General features: G+C 69.0%; 15 protein-coding genes and 2 pseudogenes. 11 read left to right on the top strand and 6 right to left on the bottom strand.

Features of this window, described 5'->3' with window-relative positions; all coding sequences use genetic code 11:
* Window positions 1–4: 4 nt before the first annotated feature.
* Together WT60_RS17170 and WT60_RS17165 are read left to right on the top strand one after the other, a co-directional pair.
* Window positions 5–1,294 carry a polysaccharide biosynthesis/export family protein gene (locus tag WT60_RS17170; RefSeq protein ID WP_059575869.1) on the top strand — a complete coding sequence of 430 codons (1,290 nt, stop codon included), beginning with the start codon at window positions 5–7 and terminating at the stop codon, window positions 1,292–1,294.
* Window positions 1,295–1,488: 194 nt separating this feature from the next.
* Entirely contained in the window at window positions 1,489–2,733 is a 1,245-nt protein-coding gene (locus tag WT60_RS17165) for a glycosyltransferase family 1 protein (RefSeq protein WP_059644047.1), read from the top strand.
* 31 nt (window positions 2,734–2,764) lie between these two features.
* Here the strand turns inward: WT60_RS17165 and WT60_RS17160 are convergent.
* A pseudogene (locus WT60_RS17160) lies at window positions 2,765–3,442 on the bottom strand (hypothetical protein); the annotation flags it as partial.
* A gap of 618 nt (window positions 3,443–4,060) precedes the next feature.
* On the opposite strand from WT60_RS17160, the gene WT60_RS17145 reads away from it, so the two are divergent.
* Both WT60_RS17145 and WT60_RS17140 read left to right on the top strand, forming a co-directional pair.
* Window positions 4,061–4,495: a CHRD domain-containing protein gene (locus tag WT60_RS17145; protein ID WP_038744379.1), complete on the top strand. Its 435-nt coding sequence runs from the start codon at window positions 4,061–4,063 to the stop codon at window positions 4,493–4,495.
* A gap of 91 nt (window positions 4,496–4,586) precedes the next feature.
* Window positions 4,587–5,552 (top strand): alpha/beta hydrolase, encoded by a 966-nt coding sequence (locus WT60_RS17140; RefSeq protein WP_060356825.1) that lies wholly within the window; start codon window positions 4,587–4,589, stop codon window positions 5,550–5,552.
* On the opposite strand, the gene WT60_RS17135 is transcribed toward WT60_RS17140, so the two are convergent.
* Entirely contained in the window at window positions 5,522–6,427 is a 906-nt protein-coding gene (locus tag WT60_RS17135) for an EcsC family protein (protein WP_038744375.1), read from the bottom strand. The genes WT60_RS17140 and WT60_RS17135 overlap by 31 nt on opposite strands.
* A gap of 105 nt (window positions 6,428–6,532) precedes the next feature.
* On the opposite strand from WT60_RS17135, the gene WT60_RS17130 reads away from it, so the two are divergent.
* Together WT60_RS17130 and WT60_RS17125 are read left to right on the top strand one after the other, a co-directional pair.
* Window positions 6,533–8,128: an MFS transporter gene (locus tag WT60_RS17130; protein ID WP_038744373.1), complete on the top strand. Its 1,596-nt coding sequence runs from the start codon at window positions 6,533–6,535 to the stop codon at window positions 8,126–8,128.
* 57 nt (window positions 8,129–8,185) lie between these two features.
* Window positions 8,186–8,644, top strand: a complete 459-nt coding sequence (locus WT60_RS17125; protein ID WP_059644044.1) for a MarR family transcriptional regulator — start codon at window positions 8,186–8,188, stop codon at window positions 8,642–8,644.
* A gap of 42 nt (window positions 8,645–8,686) precedes the next feature.
* Here the strand turns inward: WT60_RS17125 and WT60_RS17120 are convergent, their stop codons facing one another.
* Both WT60_RS17120 and WT60_RS17115 read right to left on the bottom strand, forming a co-directional pair.
* Window positions 8,687–9,268: a DJ-1/PfpI family protein gene (locus WT60_RS17120; RefSeq protein ID WP_038744369.1), complete on the bottom strand. Its 582-nt coding sequence runs from the start codon at window positions 9,266–9,268 to the stop codon at window positions 8,687–8,689.
* A gap of 713 nt (window positions 9,269–9,981) precedes the next feature.
* Window positions 9,982–11,262 (bottom strand): amino acid deaminase, encoded by a 1,281-nt coding sequence (locus WT60_RS17115; RefSeq protein WP_060356826.1) that lies wholly within the window; start codon window positions 11,260–11,262, stop codon window positions 9,982–9,984.
* A gap of 137 nt (window positions 11,263–11,399) precedes the next feature.
* Here WT60_RS17115 and WT60_RS17110 point away from each other — a divergent pair, with 137 nt between their 5' ends.
* The 4 genes from WT60_RS17110 to WT60_RS17100 all read left to right on the top strand — a co-directional run bounded on the left by WT60_RS17110 (window position 11,400) and on the right by WT60_RS17100 (window position 14,403).
* On the top strand, window positions 11,400–12,293 hold the full coding sequence (locus tag WT60_RS17110) for a MurR/RpiR family transcriptional regulator (protein ID WP_060356827.1): 894 nt from the start codon (window positions 11,400–11,402) through the stop codon (window positions 12,291–12,293).
* A gap of 1 nt (window position 12,294) precedes the next feature.
* A complete protein-coding gene (locus WT60_RS17105; RefSeq protein WP_060356828.1) occupies window positions 12,295–13,776 on the top strand; it encodes a D-aminoacylase in 1,482 nt (493 codons plus the stop codon).
* Window positions 13,777–13,862: 86 nt separating this feature from the next.
* A complete protein-coding gene (locus WT60_RS34530; protein ID WP_186448543.1) occupies window positions 13,863–14,012 on the top strand; it encodes a hypothetical protein in 150 nt (49 codons plus the stop codon).
* 4 nt (window positions 14,013–14,016) lie between these two features.
* Window positions 14,017–14,403 carry a RidA family protein gene (locus WT60_RS17100; RefSeq protein ID WP_004189219.1) on the top strand — a complete coding sequence of 129 codons (387 nt, stop codon included), beginning with the start codon at window positions 14,017–14,019 and terminating at the stop codon, window positions 14,401–14,403.
* 245 nt (window positions 14,404–14,648) lie between these two features.
* Here the strand turns inward: WT60_RS17100 and queF are convergent, their stop codons facing one another.
* Window positions 14,649–15,473, bottom strand: coding sequence for an NADPH-dependent 7-cyano-7-deazaguanine reductase QueF (gene queF / locus WT60_RS17095; RefSeq protein ID WP_038744705.1), 825 nt, complete (start codon window positions 15,471–15,473; stop codon window positions 14,649–14,651).
* 19 nt (window positions 15,474–15,492) lie between these two features.
* Window positions 15,493–17,016: a threonine ammonia-lyase, biosynthetic gene (ilvA, locus tag WT60_RS17090; protein ID WP_060822136.1), complete on the bottom strand. Its 1,524-nt coding sequence runs from the start codon at window positions 17,014–17,016 to the stop codon at window positions 15,493–15,495.
* Between ilvA and WT60_RS35710 the strand changes: the two are divergent.
* Window positions 17,005–17,090: pseudogene (locus WT60_RS35710) on the top strand (DNA methyltransferase); the annotation flags it as partial. The gene ilvA and the pseudogene WT60_RS35710 sit on opposite strands and share 12 nt — an antisense overlap.
* Between the last annotated feature and the right edge of the window lie 202 nt (window positions 17,091–17,292).

Raw genomic sequence — 17,292 nt, 5'->3', positions numbered from 1 at the left:
CAAGATGTTCAAGCCCCTAGCATGGGCGGCCGCCGCGGCGGCCGCCTTGTCGGGCTGTGCGCTGGCCCCCGGGCCGGCGCTCGATTCGAGCCGCATGAACGACAATCTGAGCGCACCGACGGATTCGGCGGTGTACGACGTCAAGCTGATCACGCCGCAGCTCGTCTACACGCTCAAGCAGGCCGACGAGGCCGACACGCGCGCGAAGGAAGCGGGGATCGCGCAGAGCCTGCCCGCCGCGCCCGCCGACTATCGCGTCGGCCCGGACGACGTACTCGGCATCGTCGTATGGGATCACCCCGAACTCACGCGCGGCGGCAGTAACGGCACGGGCACCGACACGTCGCCGCTCGCCGACATCGGCACGCTGCAGGCGTCGGGCGGCCTGGGCGGCGTGCTGCCGCAGCAGGTCAGCGCGTTCGGCACGAACGGGCAGGGCGAGGTCGATTCGCCGGGCCAGCGCGTCGCCGCCGACGGCACGATCTTCTTTCCGACGATCGGGCGCGTGCGTGTCGAAGGGATGAGCCCCGTGCAGATCGCCGCGCTGCTGTCGCATCGGCTCAATAAACAGATCAGGAATCCTCAGATCGACGTGCGCGTGACGCAGTACCGCAGTCAGCGCGTGCAGGTGACGGGCGACGTGAAGAACCCGGGCCAACTGTCGCTGACGGGTTCGCATCTGCGCGTCGTCGATGCGCTCAACCGCGCGGGCGGCGGCAATCCCGACGCCGATCTGCAACGCGTGCTCGTCACGCGCGGCGACCAGGTGATGACGATCGACGTGAACCGCATCCTGAATCGCGGCGACTTGCGCCAGAACATCGTGCTGCAGGCGAACGACATCGTTCACGTGCCCGATCGCACGCAGAACCGCGTGTTCGTGATGGGCGAGGTGCCGAAGCCGCAGACGGTCTACATGAACCAGGGGCAGTTGTCGCTCGCGGATGCATTGAGCGCGGCGGGCAGCATCGATCCGACGGGGGCGAATCCGCGCCAGGTGATCGTGGTCCGCCATCCGAATCCGCCGCTTGCTCAGGCACCCGGCGTGCAAAGCGGACTGCAGGAAGGCCTGAAGAAGGTCAACTACGCGCCCGAGCACAACAAGCCCGAAGTGTTCCGCCTCGACATGACGCAGGTGGACGCGCTGATGCTCGCGACCGAGTTCGACATGAAGCCGCTCGACGTCGTGTACGTGGGCACCGCGCCCGCCGCGCGCTTCAACCGGATGCTCGCGCAGATCCTGCCGACCGCCGAGTCGTTCTATCTGATCTGGTCGGTGAGCCACGGCCGCTGACGCATGCGGATGCGGCGCACGGCGACGTTCGCGCGCCGTGCGCCGCCTTGTGCGCTGCGTTGTGCGCCGCGTTGTGCGACGGAACGCACAGACCGCGCGCCACGGAACGACGACACTTGAACGTGTATAGCGTACATCCGCGACTGTCGCGGATGCGACCGTCAACCAGGTGTCGTCACGCCGCCGCTGCCGCCATGAATCTGTCTTCCCCCTTATCCAAACCGTCGCCGCATGTGCTGCGAGATCGTCAGGACTTCGATGTAATGACGGCGAGCGTGTCGCAGGCGGCGAGCGCCGTGCACGACGTGCCGCCTCGCGCCGCGCTCGCCGCCGAGCGTTCGGGCGTCGCGGCGTTGCCGGCGCCCGTCGCGATCAACGGCAAGTTCACGTCGCAGCGCCTCACGGGCGTGCAGCGCGTCGCGCACGAGTTCACGTCGGCGCTTGCGCGTCTGTTGCCGGGCGAGCGTAATCCGACGCTCGTCGTGCCGCGCGATCACGCGAGCGATGCGCTGCCGCCTGCGGTCGCGCGTCGCGTCGTGCCGCGGCTGCGCGGCGCGCTGTGGGAGCAACTGGCGCTGCCGTTCGCGACGCGCGGGCAGACGCTCGTCAGCCTCTGCAACGTCGGGCCGCTCTTCAAACGCAACCAGGTGGTGATGATTCACGACGTCGCCGTGTTCGACTTTCCGCAGGGCTATTCGCTCACGTTCCGCCTTTGGTATCGCTTCGCGTTCTGGATGCTCAAGCGCCGCGCGCGGCACATCCTGACGGTGTCGCGTTTCTCGAAGGAGCGGATCGTCGCGCGTCTCGGCGTCGCGCCGACGGACGTGTCGACGATCGTGTCGGGCGTCGACCACTTCGGACGCGTCGAAAGCGATCCGTCGGTGCTAGAGCGGCTCGGCCTCGCCTACGACGGCTACGTGCTGATCGTCGGCTCGATCGCGCCCGGCAAGAATCTCGCGCGCACGCTCGACGCGATCGCGCGGCTCGAGCGCACGCACCCCGAGCTCAAGTTCGTGATCGCGGGCGGCAGCAACGTCAAGATTTTCGGCGCGTCGCAGCTCGGCGAGAACGCGAGCGCCCGGAACGTCACGTGGGCGGGCTACGTGAGCGACGGCGAGCTGAAGGCGCTTTACGAGCATGCCGGTTGCTTCGTGTTTCCTTCGTTATACGAAGGATTCGGCCTACCGCCGCTCGAGGCGATGTATTGCGGGTGTCCCGTGATCGTGTCGCGGGCGGCGTCGCTGCCCGAGGCGTGCGGCGACGCCGCGCTGTATTGCGACGCGCACGACGCGATCGACATCGCGGCGACGATCGCGCAGCTGATGGGCAATGCCGAGCTGCGCCGCGAGATGCGCGAGAAAGGGCGCAGGCACGCGTCGCGGTATCAATGGGACGTCGCCGCGAAGCAACTGATCGGCGTGCTGCGCGCGCTCGATTGACGCAAGCCAAAAGAATGTCGAGAGGGCGTCGGAAGCGGTGGCCGAGCCCGGCCTGAATCGCGTCCGTATTGCGGTCGTTTGGCGATCGTAACGCGTGACGACGCGATTCCACGTAACGCGCGCGAGCGATCGTCGAACCGGTAGCTCGCCGGCATCGACGCGATGCCGGACACGCGGCCGTCGCTGTCGCCTTCGCCGTCGCCTTCGCCGGTGCGGCCGCGGAGGCTGCGCGCGTTGAGCGTGAGGTACGCGCCCGCGCCGGCGGAAAGCCTGACCTTGTCATCGAGGAGCGCGTGCGCGAGCCACCGATGCGACATGTAGTACGCGGCGCGCACGCCCATCAACATGCCCCAGCCGTGCGAGTTCGAACAGCCGCGCCCTTCGGACGCGGCGGTCGTGTCGAGATACCGGTACGGGCCCGCGACCGCCGAGATCACGAAGCGGTTGTCGCGCAGCGGCGGCCGGCTCCAGAGCCGGACCGCCTGGCCGTCGCGGTGGTGATTCGTAATGTGTCCCTCGTTGTACTAGGCGAAGCCCCGGCGGCCGCATAGCGGCCGAGCCCTTCCTGATAATCGAACGCCCGCGTGTAGCTGTGAGCGCCTCTGCCCGAGAGCAGACCGCCGAACGGCGCGAATTCCTGCGCGTGCGCGGATGTCGCGGCGAGCGCGGATGCGCGGACCGCGCTTCGCAGCGGAAACCGGCGGGACAGGGCGGTGCGAAGAGGCGACGACGACAGGCGGAGAACTGGCGCAACCTTTCACATGGTTTGATTCGGGTCGAACCGATTGTCGCGTAAATGGCAGGAACGTGACGTGACGCGCCGGCGCGCGACGCTGATTTCGCAAATGGCGGAAGAGACGAGCGGGAGCCGTTCGCGCGCGATGCGACGATGCAACGATGCGGCGTATTGCGCGTGCGGTGAAAGTCCGGCGGCGGCGCTTCGTACGAGCTCGCATCGCCGTGCGAGCGACGTCGCCGCGCAATCGTGCGCGGGCGGACGAGCCGGGCAAAAAAAGCGGCCCGAAGGCCGCGTCCAAACTCGCAGATTTTCCTTCGGACGGAAGGAAACAAGCAACTGTGTGCAACGAGTGTAGCGAAACCTCGCGTGCGGATTCAGCCCGTTTCGTGCAAATCTGTGTTCTCGGCGGCAGCTTTCCGCCTGCCGGCATCCGTGCATCGGCCGCCGGACGCGATGTCGCGCGCGGGCGGACGCGGCGGGGCGATCGCATCGCGCCGAGCGCCGCGCGTGCAAGATCGTCTACCATCGGAATTCAAGCGGGCGGCGTGCGCGCCCGCGCAATGTGCTCGACGATCGTAAGGAGGAGCCATGTTGACATTGCGCAAGATTGGAATCGGCGTGCTCGCGTGCGCGTTCGCGGCGGGCATCGCGCGTGCGGAGACGGTGAAGCTCGCCGCGAACCTGCAGCCGTCGAGCGAGGTGCCGCCGACGACGAGCAAGGGCTCGGGCGCGCTCGACGCGACCTACGACACGGCCACCCACACGCTGCGCTGGAACGTCGCGTACCGCGACCTGACGGGCCCGGCTACGGCCGCGCATTTTCACGGCCCCGCGCCCGTCGGCCAGAACGCGGGCGTTCAGGTGCCGATCCCGAAGGACGCGCTCGCGAGCCCGATCGCGGGCGAGAAGGCGCTGACCGACGAGCAGGTCGGCGACCTGATGGCGGGCAAGTGGTATTTCAACGTGCATACGAAAGCCCATCCGGGCGGCGAGATTCGCGGCCAGATCCGGCCGGCGAACTGAGCCGCGCAGGCGGATTTAGAGGGGCCAATCGACGGACGCGCGCCGAATCGCACGTAGTATCGTCACGTTCTTCTGGTTCGGAGTGCGTTCGATGAGTTGGCAGAGCAAAGTCGCGTGCTGGCTGCTGCGCCGGCAATTTCGGCCCGAGACGCTGCGGCCCGTGATCGATCCGGCGCGCGCGCGGCGTCTGACGAAGCTGCGCATGCGCGTGCCGCGCCGCCCGCCCGCGGGCTGGCGGCTGCGCGAGCGCTACGCCGACGGCGACGCGCCGCTGCGCGGAGAATGGCTCGAGCGCGCGGACGCGCTGCGCGGCCACGCGCGGCACAGCCGGATGCTGCTGTATTTCCACGGCGGCGGCTATTACTTCTGCTGCCCGCAGACGCATCGGCCGCTCGTGTTCGCGCTGACGAAGCACGCGGGCGTGCGCTCGTTCTCGCTCGACTACCGGCTCGCGCCCGAGCTTCCGTTTCCGGCCGCGCTCGACGACGCGCTCGCGGCGTACCGGCATCTCGTCGCGGCGGGCACGCCGCCCGAATCGATCGTGTTCGGCGGCGATTCGGCGGGCGGCGGCCTTGCGCTCGCGACGCTCGTCGCGCTGCGCGACGCGGGCGATCCGCTGCCCGCGGGCGCCGTGCTGTTCTCGCCGTGGACCGATCTCGCCGCGACGGGCGACACGCTGCGCTCGCACGACGGCCTCGATCCGATGTTCGCGGGCGCGGCGCTCGGCCGCGCGGCGCGCCTCTATCTCGGCGACACGCCGGGCACGCATCCGTACGCATCGCCGCTATACGCGGATTACACGGGATTGCCGCCGCTCTTCATCCAGGCGGGCAGCACCGAGGTGCTGCTCGACGATTCGCGGCGCGTCGCGCACAAGGCGCGCGCGGCGGGCGTGCACGTCGAGCTCGAGGTGTGGCCGGAGATGCCGCACGTGTGGCAGATCTACGTGCCGTTCGTGCCCGAATCGTCGCGGGCGCTCGAGCGCGCGGCCGCGTTCGTGCGGCGCGTCGCCGTCGAGCGCGCGACTCAGCGCACGGCCGACGCGTCGATCGCCTGATACGCGGCCTTCACGGCCGCCTGCCCGTACTTGCGCTCGAGCCGGCGCACCGCGAAGTGGCCGTGCGCGGCCTGCTGGAAGTGGTCGATGAAGAGCGTATTGACGGTTGCGCCGAGCACGGCGCCGATCGCCGGAATCGACTTCGCGGCGATCTGCTCGGTCACCTGCACCGAAAAGCGCGACGCGATCGACTGCACGAGGCGTAGCAGGGCGGTCGAGCCGTGCGTCGCGAAACCCTTCGACGCCATCTCCGACGAGGCTTTCGACACCGCCTGCGCGAGTGCGCCGCGCAGCACGAAATAGCCGATGTCGGCGTCCTCCTCTTCCTTCTCGCGCCTGTCCCGCCGCGCATTGCCGCCGGTTTTGTCCGCGCCCGGCAGCGGGCCGAAGCCGCCGCCCATCCCGAGCACCGCGAGGCATTGCAGCTGCGCCTCGGCGGCCGACAGATCCTCGCCCTCGCTGCGCGCGATGTCGCAGATCGAGCGGAACATCAGCGTCGTCGTGACGGGCAGCTCGACAGGCAGCGCGAACAGGCCGAACGCGCCGCCCGCCGCGCCCGTCGTCGCGACGGCGAGCTTGTGCAGCAGGTTGCTCGGCTTGCTCGGCGTCTCGCCCTCGCTCGCGACGCCGTCCGACTTGCCGAGCGTGCGCAGCGCGATGTGCAGGCACTTGCGCAGCGCGAGCTGCGTCGCGTCGTTGATCTTGTCGGTCGCGAAGCCGGGCAGCTTGCCGATCATCTTCTCGACGGGCGCGCCGACGACGCTCGTCAGCTTGATCGTCAGCGACGGGCTTTCGAGCGCCTGCTTCGCCCGGCGCAGCGTGTCGAGATCCTCGGCCGACAGCGTCGGCCCGGTAACGATTGTGAGCGGTTCCATCTGACTCCTTCGCGGCGCGCATCGCATGGGGGGCGCCGGCTAGGTTACCCGATGCATGATAAAATTTTTAATTCGTTGACGCATCAAAAGTTGCGCGAACAAAAAATGGCTGTCCATACCGCCGCCCACCATTCGAGCGGGCAAGTCCTTCCGTTTCGAGAATCGCTGCTCGCGATGCTCGGCATTTCCTTCGTGACGATGCTCGTCGCGCTCGACCAGACGGTGGTCGGCACCGCGCTGCCGACGATCGTCGCCGAGCTGCGCGGCTTCGACCTGTACGCGTGGGTCGCGACGTCGTACCTGCTCGCGTCGGTGATCACGGTGCCGATCTTCGGGCGGCTCGGCGACTATTACGGGCGCAAGCCGTTCGTGATCGCGTCGCTCGTCGTGTTCACGGGGGCGTCGGTGCTGTGCGGGATGGCGCAGGACATGCTGTCGCTCGTGCTCGCGCGCGGGTTGCAGGGAATCGGCGGCGGGATGCTCGTCGGCACCGCGTTCGCGTGTATTCCGGACCTCTTTCCCGATTCGGTCGTGCGGCTGCGCTGGCAGGTGCTGATGAGCTCGGCGTTCGGCATCGCGAACGCGATCGGGCCGTCGCTCGGCGGCGTGCTCACGCAGAACTACGGCTGGCGCTCGGTGTTCTACGTGAATCTGCCGGTGGGCCTGCTGTCGCTTTTCTTCGTGTGGCGCTATCTGCCGCACATGCGGCACGTCGAGCACAGCGCCAAGATGCGGCTCGACTGGCCGGGCGCGCTCCTCATCGCGGCGACGCTCGGCGCGATGCAGCTTTTCGTCGAATGGCTGCCGAAGTACGGGATCGGCGGCTGGCCGACGCTGCTGCTCGTCGCCGCGCTTGCGGGCGGCGTCGCGCTGTGGCGCTGGGAGAAGCGCTGCGCGCAGCCGATTCTGCCGTTCGACATGTTCTCGAACCGTGCGCTGTCGGCGCTCTTCATTCTCGCGATCCTCGCCGGCTTCGCGATGTTCTCGCTCCTTTTCTACGCGCCGCTGCTGTTCCAGGGCGGTTTCGGGATGTCGCCGCAGCAGGCGGGCGTCGTCATCACGCCGCTCGTCGTGTTCATCACGATCGGCAGCATCATGAACGGCCGCGTGATCACGCGCATCCGCCACCCGAATGCGATGCTGTACGTCGGTTTCCTGCTGTTCGCGATCGCGTGCGGGGGCGTCGTCGCGTCGACGCACGCGACGCCCGGCTGGGCGCTGATGGCGCTGATGGTCGCGGGCGGCGTGGGCCTCGGCTTCGTGCTGCCGAACCTGACCGTGTTCGCGCAGCAGACGGCGGGCCGCGAGCATCTCGGGATCGCGACCGCGCTGCTGCAATCGCTGCGGATGGTGGGCGGGATGGTCGGCACGGCGCTCACGGGCACGCTCGTCAACCAGCTCTACGCGAGCGGCGTGCGCGACGCGCTCGCCGCCGACGGCGCGCTGCGGTGGCAGGCGAGCCTCGCCGATCCGCAGGTGCTGATCGACCGCGCCGCGCAGGCGCGCCTGGTGGACGAACTCGCGCGCGCCGGGCATCATGGCGCGCGTTTGCTCGAAGCGGCGCGCGAGTCGCTCGTCGGCGCGATTCATATCGGCATCGCGCTCGGCGCGCTCGTCGCGCTCGTCGCGGTGTGGCAAAGCCGCCGCGTGCCGCCCGTCGAGCTGCGCCGCAAGCTCGAGCCGACCGTCGTCGCCGAGTGAGCGGGCGCTTGCTCGCGCCATCCCTATCAGTTTGCTTATCGGAGCCGAAGTCAGCGCATGGAAGAACAGGACCGCATCGCGATCTTGCAGCAGTTCGGACGCACGTACCGCGCGTTCATGGCCGCGTTCGAGACGCACGTCGGGCAGCCGCTGCCGCGCTGGCGCATCATGGTCGCGCTCGAGCAGCAAGGCGGGGCTTCGTCGCAGAAGCGGCTCGTCGAGCTGTTGCGCGTCGATCCGGGCGCGCTCACGCGCCAGTTGAAGACGCTCGAGACGCTCGGCTGGATCGACCGCGAAGCCGATCCGCGCGACAACCGCGTGACGAACGTGAAGCTGACGAGCGCCGGGCGCGCGGCGTTCGAGGCGTGCCTGCCGCGCCGCAATGCGTTCCTGCACGACACGATGGCGTCGCTGCCGGACGATGCGCTCAATGCGCTGTCCGGCGCATTGGCGATGCTGGAGGCGCGCGTCGCCGAAGTGGGCGGCGCGCCGCAGGCGAAGGCCGCGACGCGCTGAGCGCGCGGCGTGCATGCGGTGCGCGCCGCCGCGCGCGCCGGCTCAGAGTTCGATGCGCGTGCCGAGCAGCGCGAGGAATTGCGACAGCCACGCGGGATGCGCGGGCCACGCGGGCGCGGTGACGAACGGCGCGTCGGTGACGGCGGCGTCGACCGGGATATCCGCATATTCGCCGCCCGCGAGCCGCACTTCCGGCGCGCACGCCGGGTAGGCCGAAATCCGCTTGCCGCGGATCACGTCGGCCGCCGCGAGCAATTGCGCCGCGTGACAAATCGCCGCAATCGGCTTCTTCGCTTCGGCGAACGCGCGCACGAGCGCGATCACTTTCGGGTCGAGACGCAGATACTCCGGCGCGCGGCCGCCGGCGATCGCGAGCGCGTCGTAGCCCGTTGCGTCGACGTCGTCGAACGTCGCGTTGAGCGTGAACTGGTGGCCGGGCTTTTCCGTGTACGTCTGATCGCCTTCGAAATCGTGAATCGCCGTCTTCACCTTGTCGCCCGCGCGCTTGCCGGGGCAGACGGCGTCGACGTGATGGCCGATCGCGAGCAGCGCCTGGAACGGCACCATCGTCTCGTAGTCTTCGGCGAAATCGCCCGTCAGAAACAGAATCTTCTTTGCTGCCATGGCCTTCTCCTGTTGAACGACGTCGGATGATCCAGGACGAACGGGCAGTGTACTCCGGCCCGCCGCGATGCAGATGACGCGCGCGTGAAGCGCGCGTGACGCAAGGGGCGATCGGGTGCGCGGCCGCCGCACCGGCGCGGCGCGCACGGATGATGGGGCCGTCGGCGTCAGGATGCTTGGCGAGGCGGCTGCCCTCTCGGCGGCGCGGAGAAGGTGGCGCCGGACGGAATGAAATGATGCGCGGAGCGCGGCGCGGATGGGCGAAGCGTGCGGCGTGCGGGCGTTGCGCGAGCGTGCGCCGCCGATCGCGAAACGAACGGGCGCGGGAACGGCGAATCGAGCGGCGACTCGGCATGCACGGCACGCGCGGCATGCACGACGCGCGTGGCGCTAGCGCGCGCTCGTGCGCGACTGCTTCGCGCGAACGCCGGCTGCCCGTGCGCCAGATCGCTACTGCGGCCCGCCAAACGTGCGTCGACGCCGCAAGTGCGCGTGGATCGCCTCGGTCACGTGACGGCGCGAATCGATGACGAAGTAGCGAAGTAGCGACGAAGCGACGAAGCGACGAAGAGCGGCGGCCGCCGCTCGGGTGCGACGCGGCACACGCGGCGTCGCGCGTCGTCATGCCGCGCCGTGCGTTGCCGCACTCGGTCGCCCCTCGCGAGCGGCCGCCGCTCGCGCCGCCGGCCGCTTGCGTGAAACGCGAGTCGACGTCAGAAGTACGTCTCGATCACTTCGGTCACGCGGTACTGCGGATCGACGACGAGCAACTGCCGCCATTTGTCGAACGTGAGGCACGGGTGCGAGATGTCGAACGCCACCATGTCGCCGACCTTCAGGTCCGCGCCTGCCGGAATCTTCAAGTACGCGTGCTGATCCATCAGCCCGGTCACCTCCCAGCCTTCGCCCGGCGCGATCTCGCGCGGCAGCCCGCCCGCGCTCGGGCGGAAGTGGCGCGCCGGCTCCGGCAGGCCCGCGTCGAACGCCGAGTCGCGCTTGCCGAGCGCGATGATCGCGCGCTCCGGCTCCGGAATCGATTGCACGTACGCCCACAGTTGCAGCGCCGGCAGCAGGCCTTCGCCCATCTTCCGCGCGATCGGGTTGCGCGCGAAGATGTCGGTCTGCGCCTTCTTGTAGATGCCGACGTCGTGCGTCAGATAGCAGCCGGGGCGCAGCACGACGTCGATCACGCCGGCGTCGGACGCCTGCGCGAACTCCTCGGCGACCACGTCGTACCATGCGGAGCCCGCGCCCGACAGCAGCGCCGGCGCGCGCGCGAAGCGGCCCGCCGACGCGAGCTCGTGCACGAGCCCGACCGCGCGCCTGAGGAACGCGCGGATCTCGCCTTCCTCCTTCAACACGCCTTCGTACAGCTCGATGCCCGCGAGCTTCAGCACGCCCGCGTGGCGCGCGATCGCGGCGAGCACCGCGTCGCGTTGCGCGTCGTCGCGCACGCCGGTGCGCCCGCCCGGCACGCCGAGCTCGAGCAGCACGTTGAGCGGCTTGCCCGCCGCGCCGAAGAAGCGGCCGAGTTGCTCGACGCCGTCGACCGAGTCGACGAGGCAGAAGAATTCGAAATCGGGGTCGGTCAGCAGCTCGGCGATCATCGCCATGTTGTGCTTGCCGACGAGCTGGTTCGCGAGCAGCACGCGCCGCACGCCGCCGTGGTACGCGGCGCGCACCTGATGCGCGGTCGCGAGCGTGATGCCCCATGCGCCCGTTTCGAGCTGGCGGCGGAACAACTGCGGCGCCATCGTCGTCTTGCCGTGCGGCGCGAGCTTCACGCCGTATTCGGCGACGAACGCCTGCATCCACTTCAGGTTGTGCTCGATCCGCTGCGCATACAGCACGGCGGCGGGCAGGCTCACGTCCTCGGCGAGCAGATTCCATTCGAGGCGGCCCGCGTCGGCGAGCGGCACGCTCGCGCTCGGCACGTTGCCGAGGCCCTTGCCGAACGGATCGATCGTCGCTTCCTGATAGTTTGTAACTTTCATCTCATCTCGCTCCATCGTCCATATATATCGATGCGAAGTTGACTTCGCGATAGTACAGAAAGTAGCATCGCTGCGGTGATGTTATTTATTAACAAGCCGGTTCGCACCGGCTGCCCCTGCAAGCACGCCGCGTCCCCATGACCTCGTCCATCGAGCAGCCCGCCTTCGACATCGTCGCCCGGATCACCGAGTGCGCGCCCGAGCTGCGCGACGCCGAGCGCAAGGTCGCGGCGCTGATCCTCGGCGATTTGGCCCAGGCCGCGCACGCGAGCATCGGCGCGCTCGCCGCGCAGGCGGACGTGAGTGTCGCGACCGTCACGCGTTTCGCGAAGGCGGTCGGCTGCCGCGACGTGCGCGAGCTGAAGCTGCGGCTCGCGCAGGCGGCGGCGGTCGGCCAGCGCTTTCTGACCCCGGCCGAGGCCGACTCGGAGCGCGACGCAACGCCCGTCGCGCGCGTGTACGAGGACGTGCAGATCGCGCTCGAGCACAACCACCGGCTGCTGCGCCAGACGCCGTTCGACGGGCCGGCCACGGCCCTCGCCGCCGCGAACATGATCTACGTGTACGGCCAGGGCGGCGGCTCGACCGCGCTCGCCGACGAGCTGCGCTTTCGCCTCGTGCGCTTCGGCCGGCCGGTCGCGAGCTACCAGGACGCGCTGTTGCAGCGGATGGTCGCGAGCACGGCGGCGCCCGGCTGCGTCGTCGTCGCGCTGTCGGTGTCGGGGCGCGTTCCCGAGCAGATCGAGAGCTGCGCGCTCGCGAAGCGCTACGGCGCGACGCTCGTCGCGATCACCGCGCCCGCGTCGCCGCTCGCGCAGCTCGCCGATCACCTGATTCCCGTCGTCGCGTTCGAAACCGATTTCATCTTCAAGCCGTCGACATCGCGCTATGCGATGCTGATGGCGCTCGACGTGCTCGTCACCGAAGTCGCGCTGCGGCTCGGCGACGACTGCCGCGAGCTGTTGCGCCGGATGAAGCACGCGCTCGACCTGCACCGCGGCGGCGGCGACCGCCAACCGTTAGGAGACTGACATGCACTCGCATCCCGAAGCGGCCGATACGCTGATCGTCGGCGCGCAGTTGTACGACGGCACGGGCGCGCCTCCCGTCGAGCGCGACGTCGCGATTCGCGGCGACCGGATCGCCGCGATCGGCAACCTGTCGAACTGGCTCGCCGAGCAGGTGGTCGAGGCGAACGGCCGCGCGCTCGCGCCCGGCTTCGTCGACGTGCACACGCACGACGATACGCACGTGATCGACGCGCCGCAGATGCTGCCGAAGATTTCGCAGGGCGTGACGACGGTGATCGTCGGCAATTGCGGGATCAGCGCGTCGCCTGTCGCGCTGAGCGGCGATCCGCCCGATCCGATGAACCTGCTCGGCGCGCGCGAGGCGTTTCGCTATCCGACCTTCGCCGCGTACGTCGACGCGGTGGGCGCGGCGCGGCCGGCCGTGAACGTCGCGGCGCTCGTCGGTCATACCGCGCTGCGCAACAACCAGATGGACCGGCTCGACCGCGCGGCAACCGAATCCGAAATCGCCGCGATGCGCGTGCAGCTCGAGGAGGCGCTCGCGCACGGCGCGCTCGGCCTGAGCTCGGGGCTCGCGTACGGCTCCGCGTTCGCCGCGCCGACCGAAGAGGTGATGGCGCTCGCCGAGCCGCTCGCGAACGCGGGCGCCGTCTACACGACGCACATGCGCACCGAATTCGACGCGATCCTCGACGCGATGGACGAGGCGTACCGCGTCGGCCGGCATGCGCGCGTGCCCGTCGTGATCTCGCATCTGAAGTGCGCGGGGCCGTCGAACTGGGGGCGCAGCGGCGAAGTGCTCGCGTCGCTCGAGGGCGCGCGGCGCATCCAGCCCGTCGGCTGCGACTGCTATCCGTACAGCCGCAGCTCGTCGACGCTCGACATCAAGCAGGCGACGGGCGACATCGACATCACGATCACGTGGTCGCGGCCGCATCCGGAGATGGCGGGCAAGCTGCTGAAGGCGATCGCACGCGAATGGGGCGTGCCCGAGCAGGACGCGGCGCGCCGATTGCAGCCCGCGGGCGCCGTGTATCACAACATGTCGGAGGACGACGTGCGCCGGATTCTGTCGCATCCGGCGACGATGGTCGGCTCCGACGGCCTGCCGAACGATCCGCTGCCGCATCCGCGCCTCTGGGGCGCGTTTCCGCGCGTGCTCGGCCACTACGCGCGCGACGAACGGCTGATCCCGCTCGAGGAGGCGGTGCGCAAGATGACGTCGCTGTCGGCGCGGCGCTTCGGGCTCGCGCAGCGCGGCGAAGTGCGGGTCGGCCATCACGCGGACCTCGTGCTGTTCGACGCGGATCGCGTGCGCGACGCGGCGACGTTCGAGCAGCCGCAGCAGCCGGCGCACGGGATCGAGGCGGTGTGGGTGAACGGCGTGCTGTCGTATTGCGGCGGCGCGCCGACGGGCGAGCGCGCCGGCCGCTTCGTCGCGCGCGGCGCGCGCGCCGCGGCGACGGCGGACGACGCGTTCTGAACGTGCCTGATTGCCGTGATGGAAGCGGCTCCCGATCCGGTCGAGGCGCGTGGCGGTAATCGAACGTCGGCAATGGAACGTCGGCAATGGAACGTCGGCAATGGAACGTCGGCAATGGAACGTCGGCAATGGAACGTCGGCAATGGAACGTCGGCAATGGAACGTCGGCAATGGAACGTCGCGCGCCGCGCGCCTTGCGCGGGCGGCGCGCGTTGGCAAACGAAACGAAGGAGTGAAACGATGAAGCGATATGGCGTGGGCGAAGCGAAGGGCACGGGCGGTCAGGTGATGCCGTTCGCGCGTGCGGTCGAGGCGGACGGGTGGCTCTACGTGTCCGGCCAGACGCCGATGGTGAACGGCGAGGTCGTCGAGGGCGGGATCGTCACGCAGTCGAAGCAGGCGATCGAGAACGTGATCGCGATCCTGAAGGAAGCGGGCTACGGCCTCGAGCACGTCGTGCGCTGCGGCGTGTGGCTCGACGACGCGCGCGATTTCGCGTCGTTCAACAAGGTCTTCATCTCGTATTTCGGCGAGCATCCGCCCGCGCGCGCGTGCGTGCAGTCGAGCATGGTGATCGACTGCAAGGTCGAAGTCGACTGTATCGCGTACAAGGCGCCGGCGAAGTGACGCGGCGCGCGCCGCGCGCGGCACGTCGGCGGTAAACGAAAAACGGGGCCCCGAGCGGGCCCCGTTTTTTCATGGGCGAACCGGATCGGCGCTCGCGGGCGGGGCGCGGCTGATCGATCGCCTCGCACCATCCCGCGCCATCTCTCGCCATCTCGCGGCAAGCCGAGCATTCGCACGCAGGCGGCGCTCGGTGACGGCCGATGGCGGCGCGCGACGCTCGCGCCGCGAGCGTCACCGCCCGCGCGTCACTGCCGCGCGGTGCGTGCGTTGTCCGGCATCGGCTGGTTGTAATTGGTGCGGAACGGATTGATGTCGAGCCCGCCGCGGCGCGTGTAACGCGCGTAGACGGCGAGCTTCACCGGCTTGCACGCGCGCAGGATGTCGACGAAGATCCGCTCGACGCACTGCTCGTGAAAGCCCGTGTGATTGCGAAACGAAATGATGTAGCGCAGCAGGCCGGCATGATCGATCGGCGCGCCGATGTAGTGGATCTGCACGCTGCCCCAGTCTGGCTGGCCCGTCACCGGGCAGTTCGATTTCAGCAGATCGGTGACGAGCGTCTCCTCGACGGGCGCCTCGTCGTGCGATGCGGTGAGGAACGACGGATCGGGCTCGTAGACGTCGGCTTCGAGATCGAGGCGGTCGAGCGACAGCCCGTCGAGCTCGTCCATCTGCAGCTTGCGGAATTCGGCGGGCGGCGCAAGGCGCACCGTCACGTTCGCGCCGCATGCGGCCGACACGTCGCGCTTGAGCGTGTCGCGCACCGCGTCGATCGATTCGAACGCGGTCTGCGCGAACGAGCCGAGATACAGCTTGAACGACTTCGATTCGACGATGTTCGGCGATTCGGCCGGCACGTAGAACGTCGCGATCGCGACTTGCGGCTTGCCGCGCGCGTTGAGCCACGACAGCTCGTACGCGTTCCAGATGTCGGTGCCGAAGAACGGCAGCTGCGCGCCGATGCCGATCTGCTCGCGCGCGCCCGCGCGCGGGATCGGAAACAGCAGCGACGCATCGTAGGCGCCCGAGTAGACGGTCGTCTTGCCGAGCGGGGAGTGTTCGGGGTTCATATCGTATGGGGATTGCGGATCAGGACAGGAAGAGGCGATACGCGGGATTGCCGCTCTCTTCCCAGAACGGATAGCCGAGCGCCGCGAGGAAGCGCTCGAACTCCGCGTGGTCGGCCTGCGGCACTTGCAGGCCGACGAGGATCGAGCTGTAGTCGGCGCCCTGGTTCCGGTAGTGGAACAGGCTGATGTTCCAGTCGGGCGCCATCGACGACAGGAACTTCATCAGCGCGCCCGGCCGCTCGGGGAATTCGAAGCGGAACAGCCGCTCGTCGTGCGCGAGCGGCGAGCGGCCGCCGACCATGTAGCGGACGTGCTGCTTCGACAGCTCGTCGCCCGACAGATCGACAGTGTCGAAGCCGTGCACGGCGAAGTTGCGCGCGATCTCGTCCGATTCGTCGCGCCGCTTGATCTGCACGCCGACGAAGATGTGCGCCGATTGCGCGTCGGCGATCCGGTAGTTGAACTCGGTCACGTTGCGCTCGCCGACGAGCGAGCAGAAGCGCTTGAAGCTGCCGCGCTCCTCGGGGATCGTCACCGCGAACACCGCTTCGCGCGCCTCGCCCACTTCGGCGCGCTCGGCGACGAAGCGCATCCGGTCGAAATTCATGTTCGCGCCGGACGTGATCGCGACGAGCGTCTCGCCTTCGATGCCTTCGCGCTCCGCATACCGCTTCGCACCCGCGACCGCGAGCGAGCCGGCGGGCTCGAGCACGCTGCGCGTGTCCTGGAACACGTCCTTGATCGCCGCGCAGAGCGCGTCGGTGTCGACGGTCAAGACGTCGTCGAGATACGCGGTGCAGAGCCGGAACGTCTCCTCGCCGACGAGCTTCACCGCGGTGCCGTCGGAGAAGAGGCCGACCTCGGCGAGCTCGACGCGCTCGCCCGCGTCGAGCGAGCGCTTCATCGCGCACGAATCGTCGGTCTGCACGCCGATCACCTTGATCTCGGGCCGCACCGCCTTCACGTACGCGGCCACGCCCGCCGCGAGCCCGCCGCCGCCGATCGGCACGAAGATCGCGTGGATTGGTCCCTGATGCTGGCGCAGGATTTCCATCGCGACCGTGCCCTGGCCCGCGATCACGTAAGGATCGTCGAACGGATGGACGAACGTGAGGCCGCGCTCGGCCTGCACCTTCACCGCGTGCGCGTAGGCGTCGCTGTACGATTCGCCCGCCTGGATCACCTCGACGGTCGGGCCGCCGTGCGCGCGCACCGCGTCGACCTTCACCTGCGGCGTCGTCACCGGCACGACGATCACGGCCTTCACGTTCATCCGCGCGGCCGAGAACGCGACGCCCTGCGCATGATTGCCCGCCGACGCGGTGATCACGCCGCGCGCGAGCGCGTCGGCTGGAATGTGCGCCATCTTGTTGTACGCGCCGCGCAGCTTGAACGAGAACACCGGCTGGTTGTCCTCGCGCTTCAGATAGACGGGGTTGTTCAGTCGCGCGGACAGATTGCGCGCGCGTTCGAGCTCGGTTTCGAGCGCGACGTCGTACACCCGGGCGGTCAGGATTTTCTTCAGATAATCGTGGGAGGCCATGAGAGGGCGTGAAAAGCGTGGATGCGGCGGAAAAAGGCAATGATAGCGCCAACCCTCGCCGTTTCGGCCTTAACTGAATGGTTACCGACCGTCCGGACGGCGAATCGGGCGCTTGCCGGGCGCCGTCGGGCGACTGAAAGGGGCGCGCGCCGCGCCGCGTCGCCGGCCGCAAACCCTCGTCGCCCGGGCGGCGCGGCGGATTCGACGGGTCATTCGGCCGCCGCGCCGACGATTAACGCGTTCGTCCAACCTGGGTTAGAATTTCGTTTTGAATCA

Source organism: Burkholderia sp. MSMB617WGS (genome assembly GCF_001532025.2).
GTDB classification, from domain to species: Bacteria; Pseudomonadota; Gammaproteobacteria; order Burkholderiales; family Burkholderiaceae; genus Burkholderia; species Burkholderia savannae.
The sequence above is the reverse complement of the archived record's forward strand: the minus strand, read 5'-3'. Positions and strand labels throughout refer to the sequence as shown.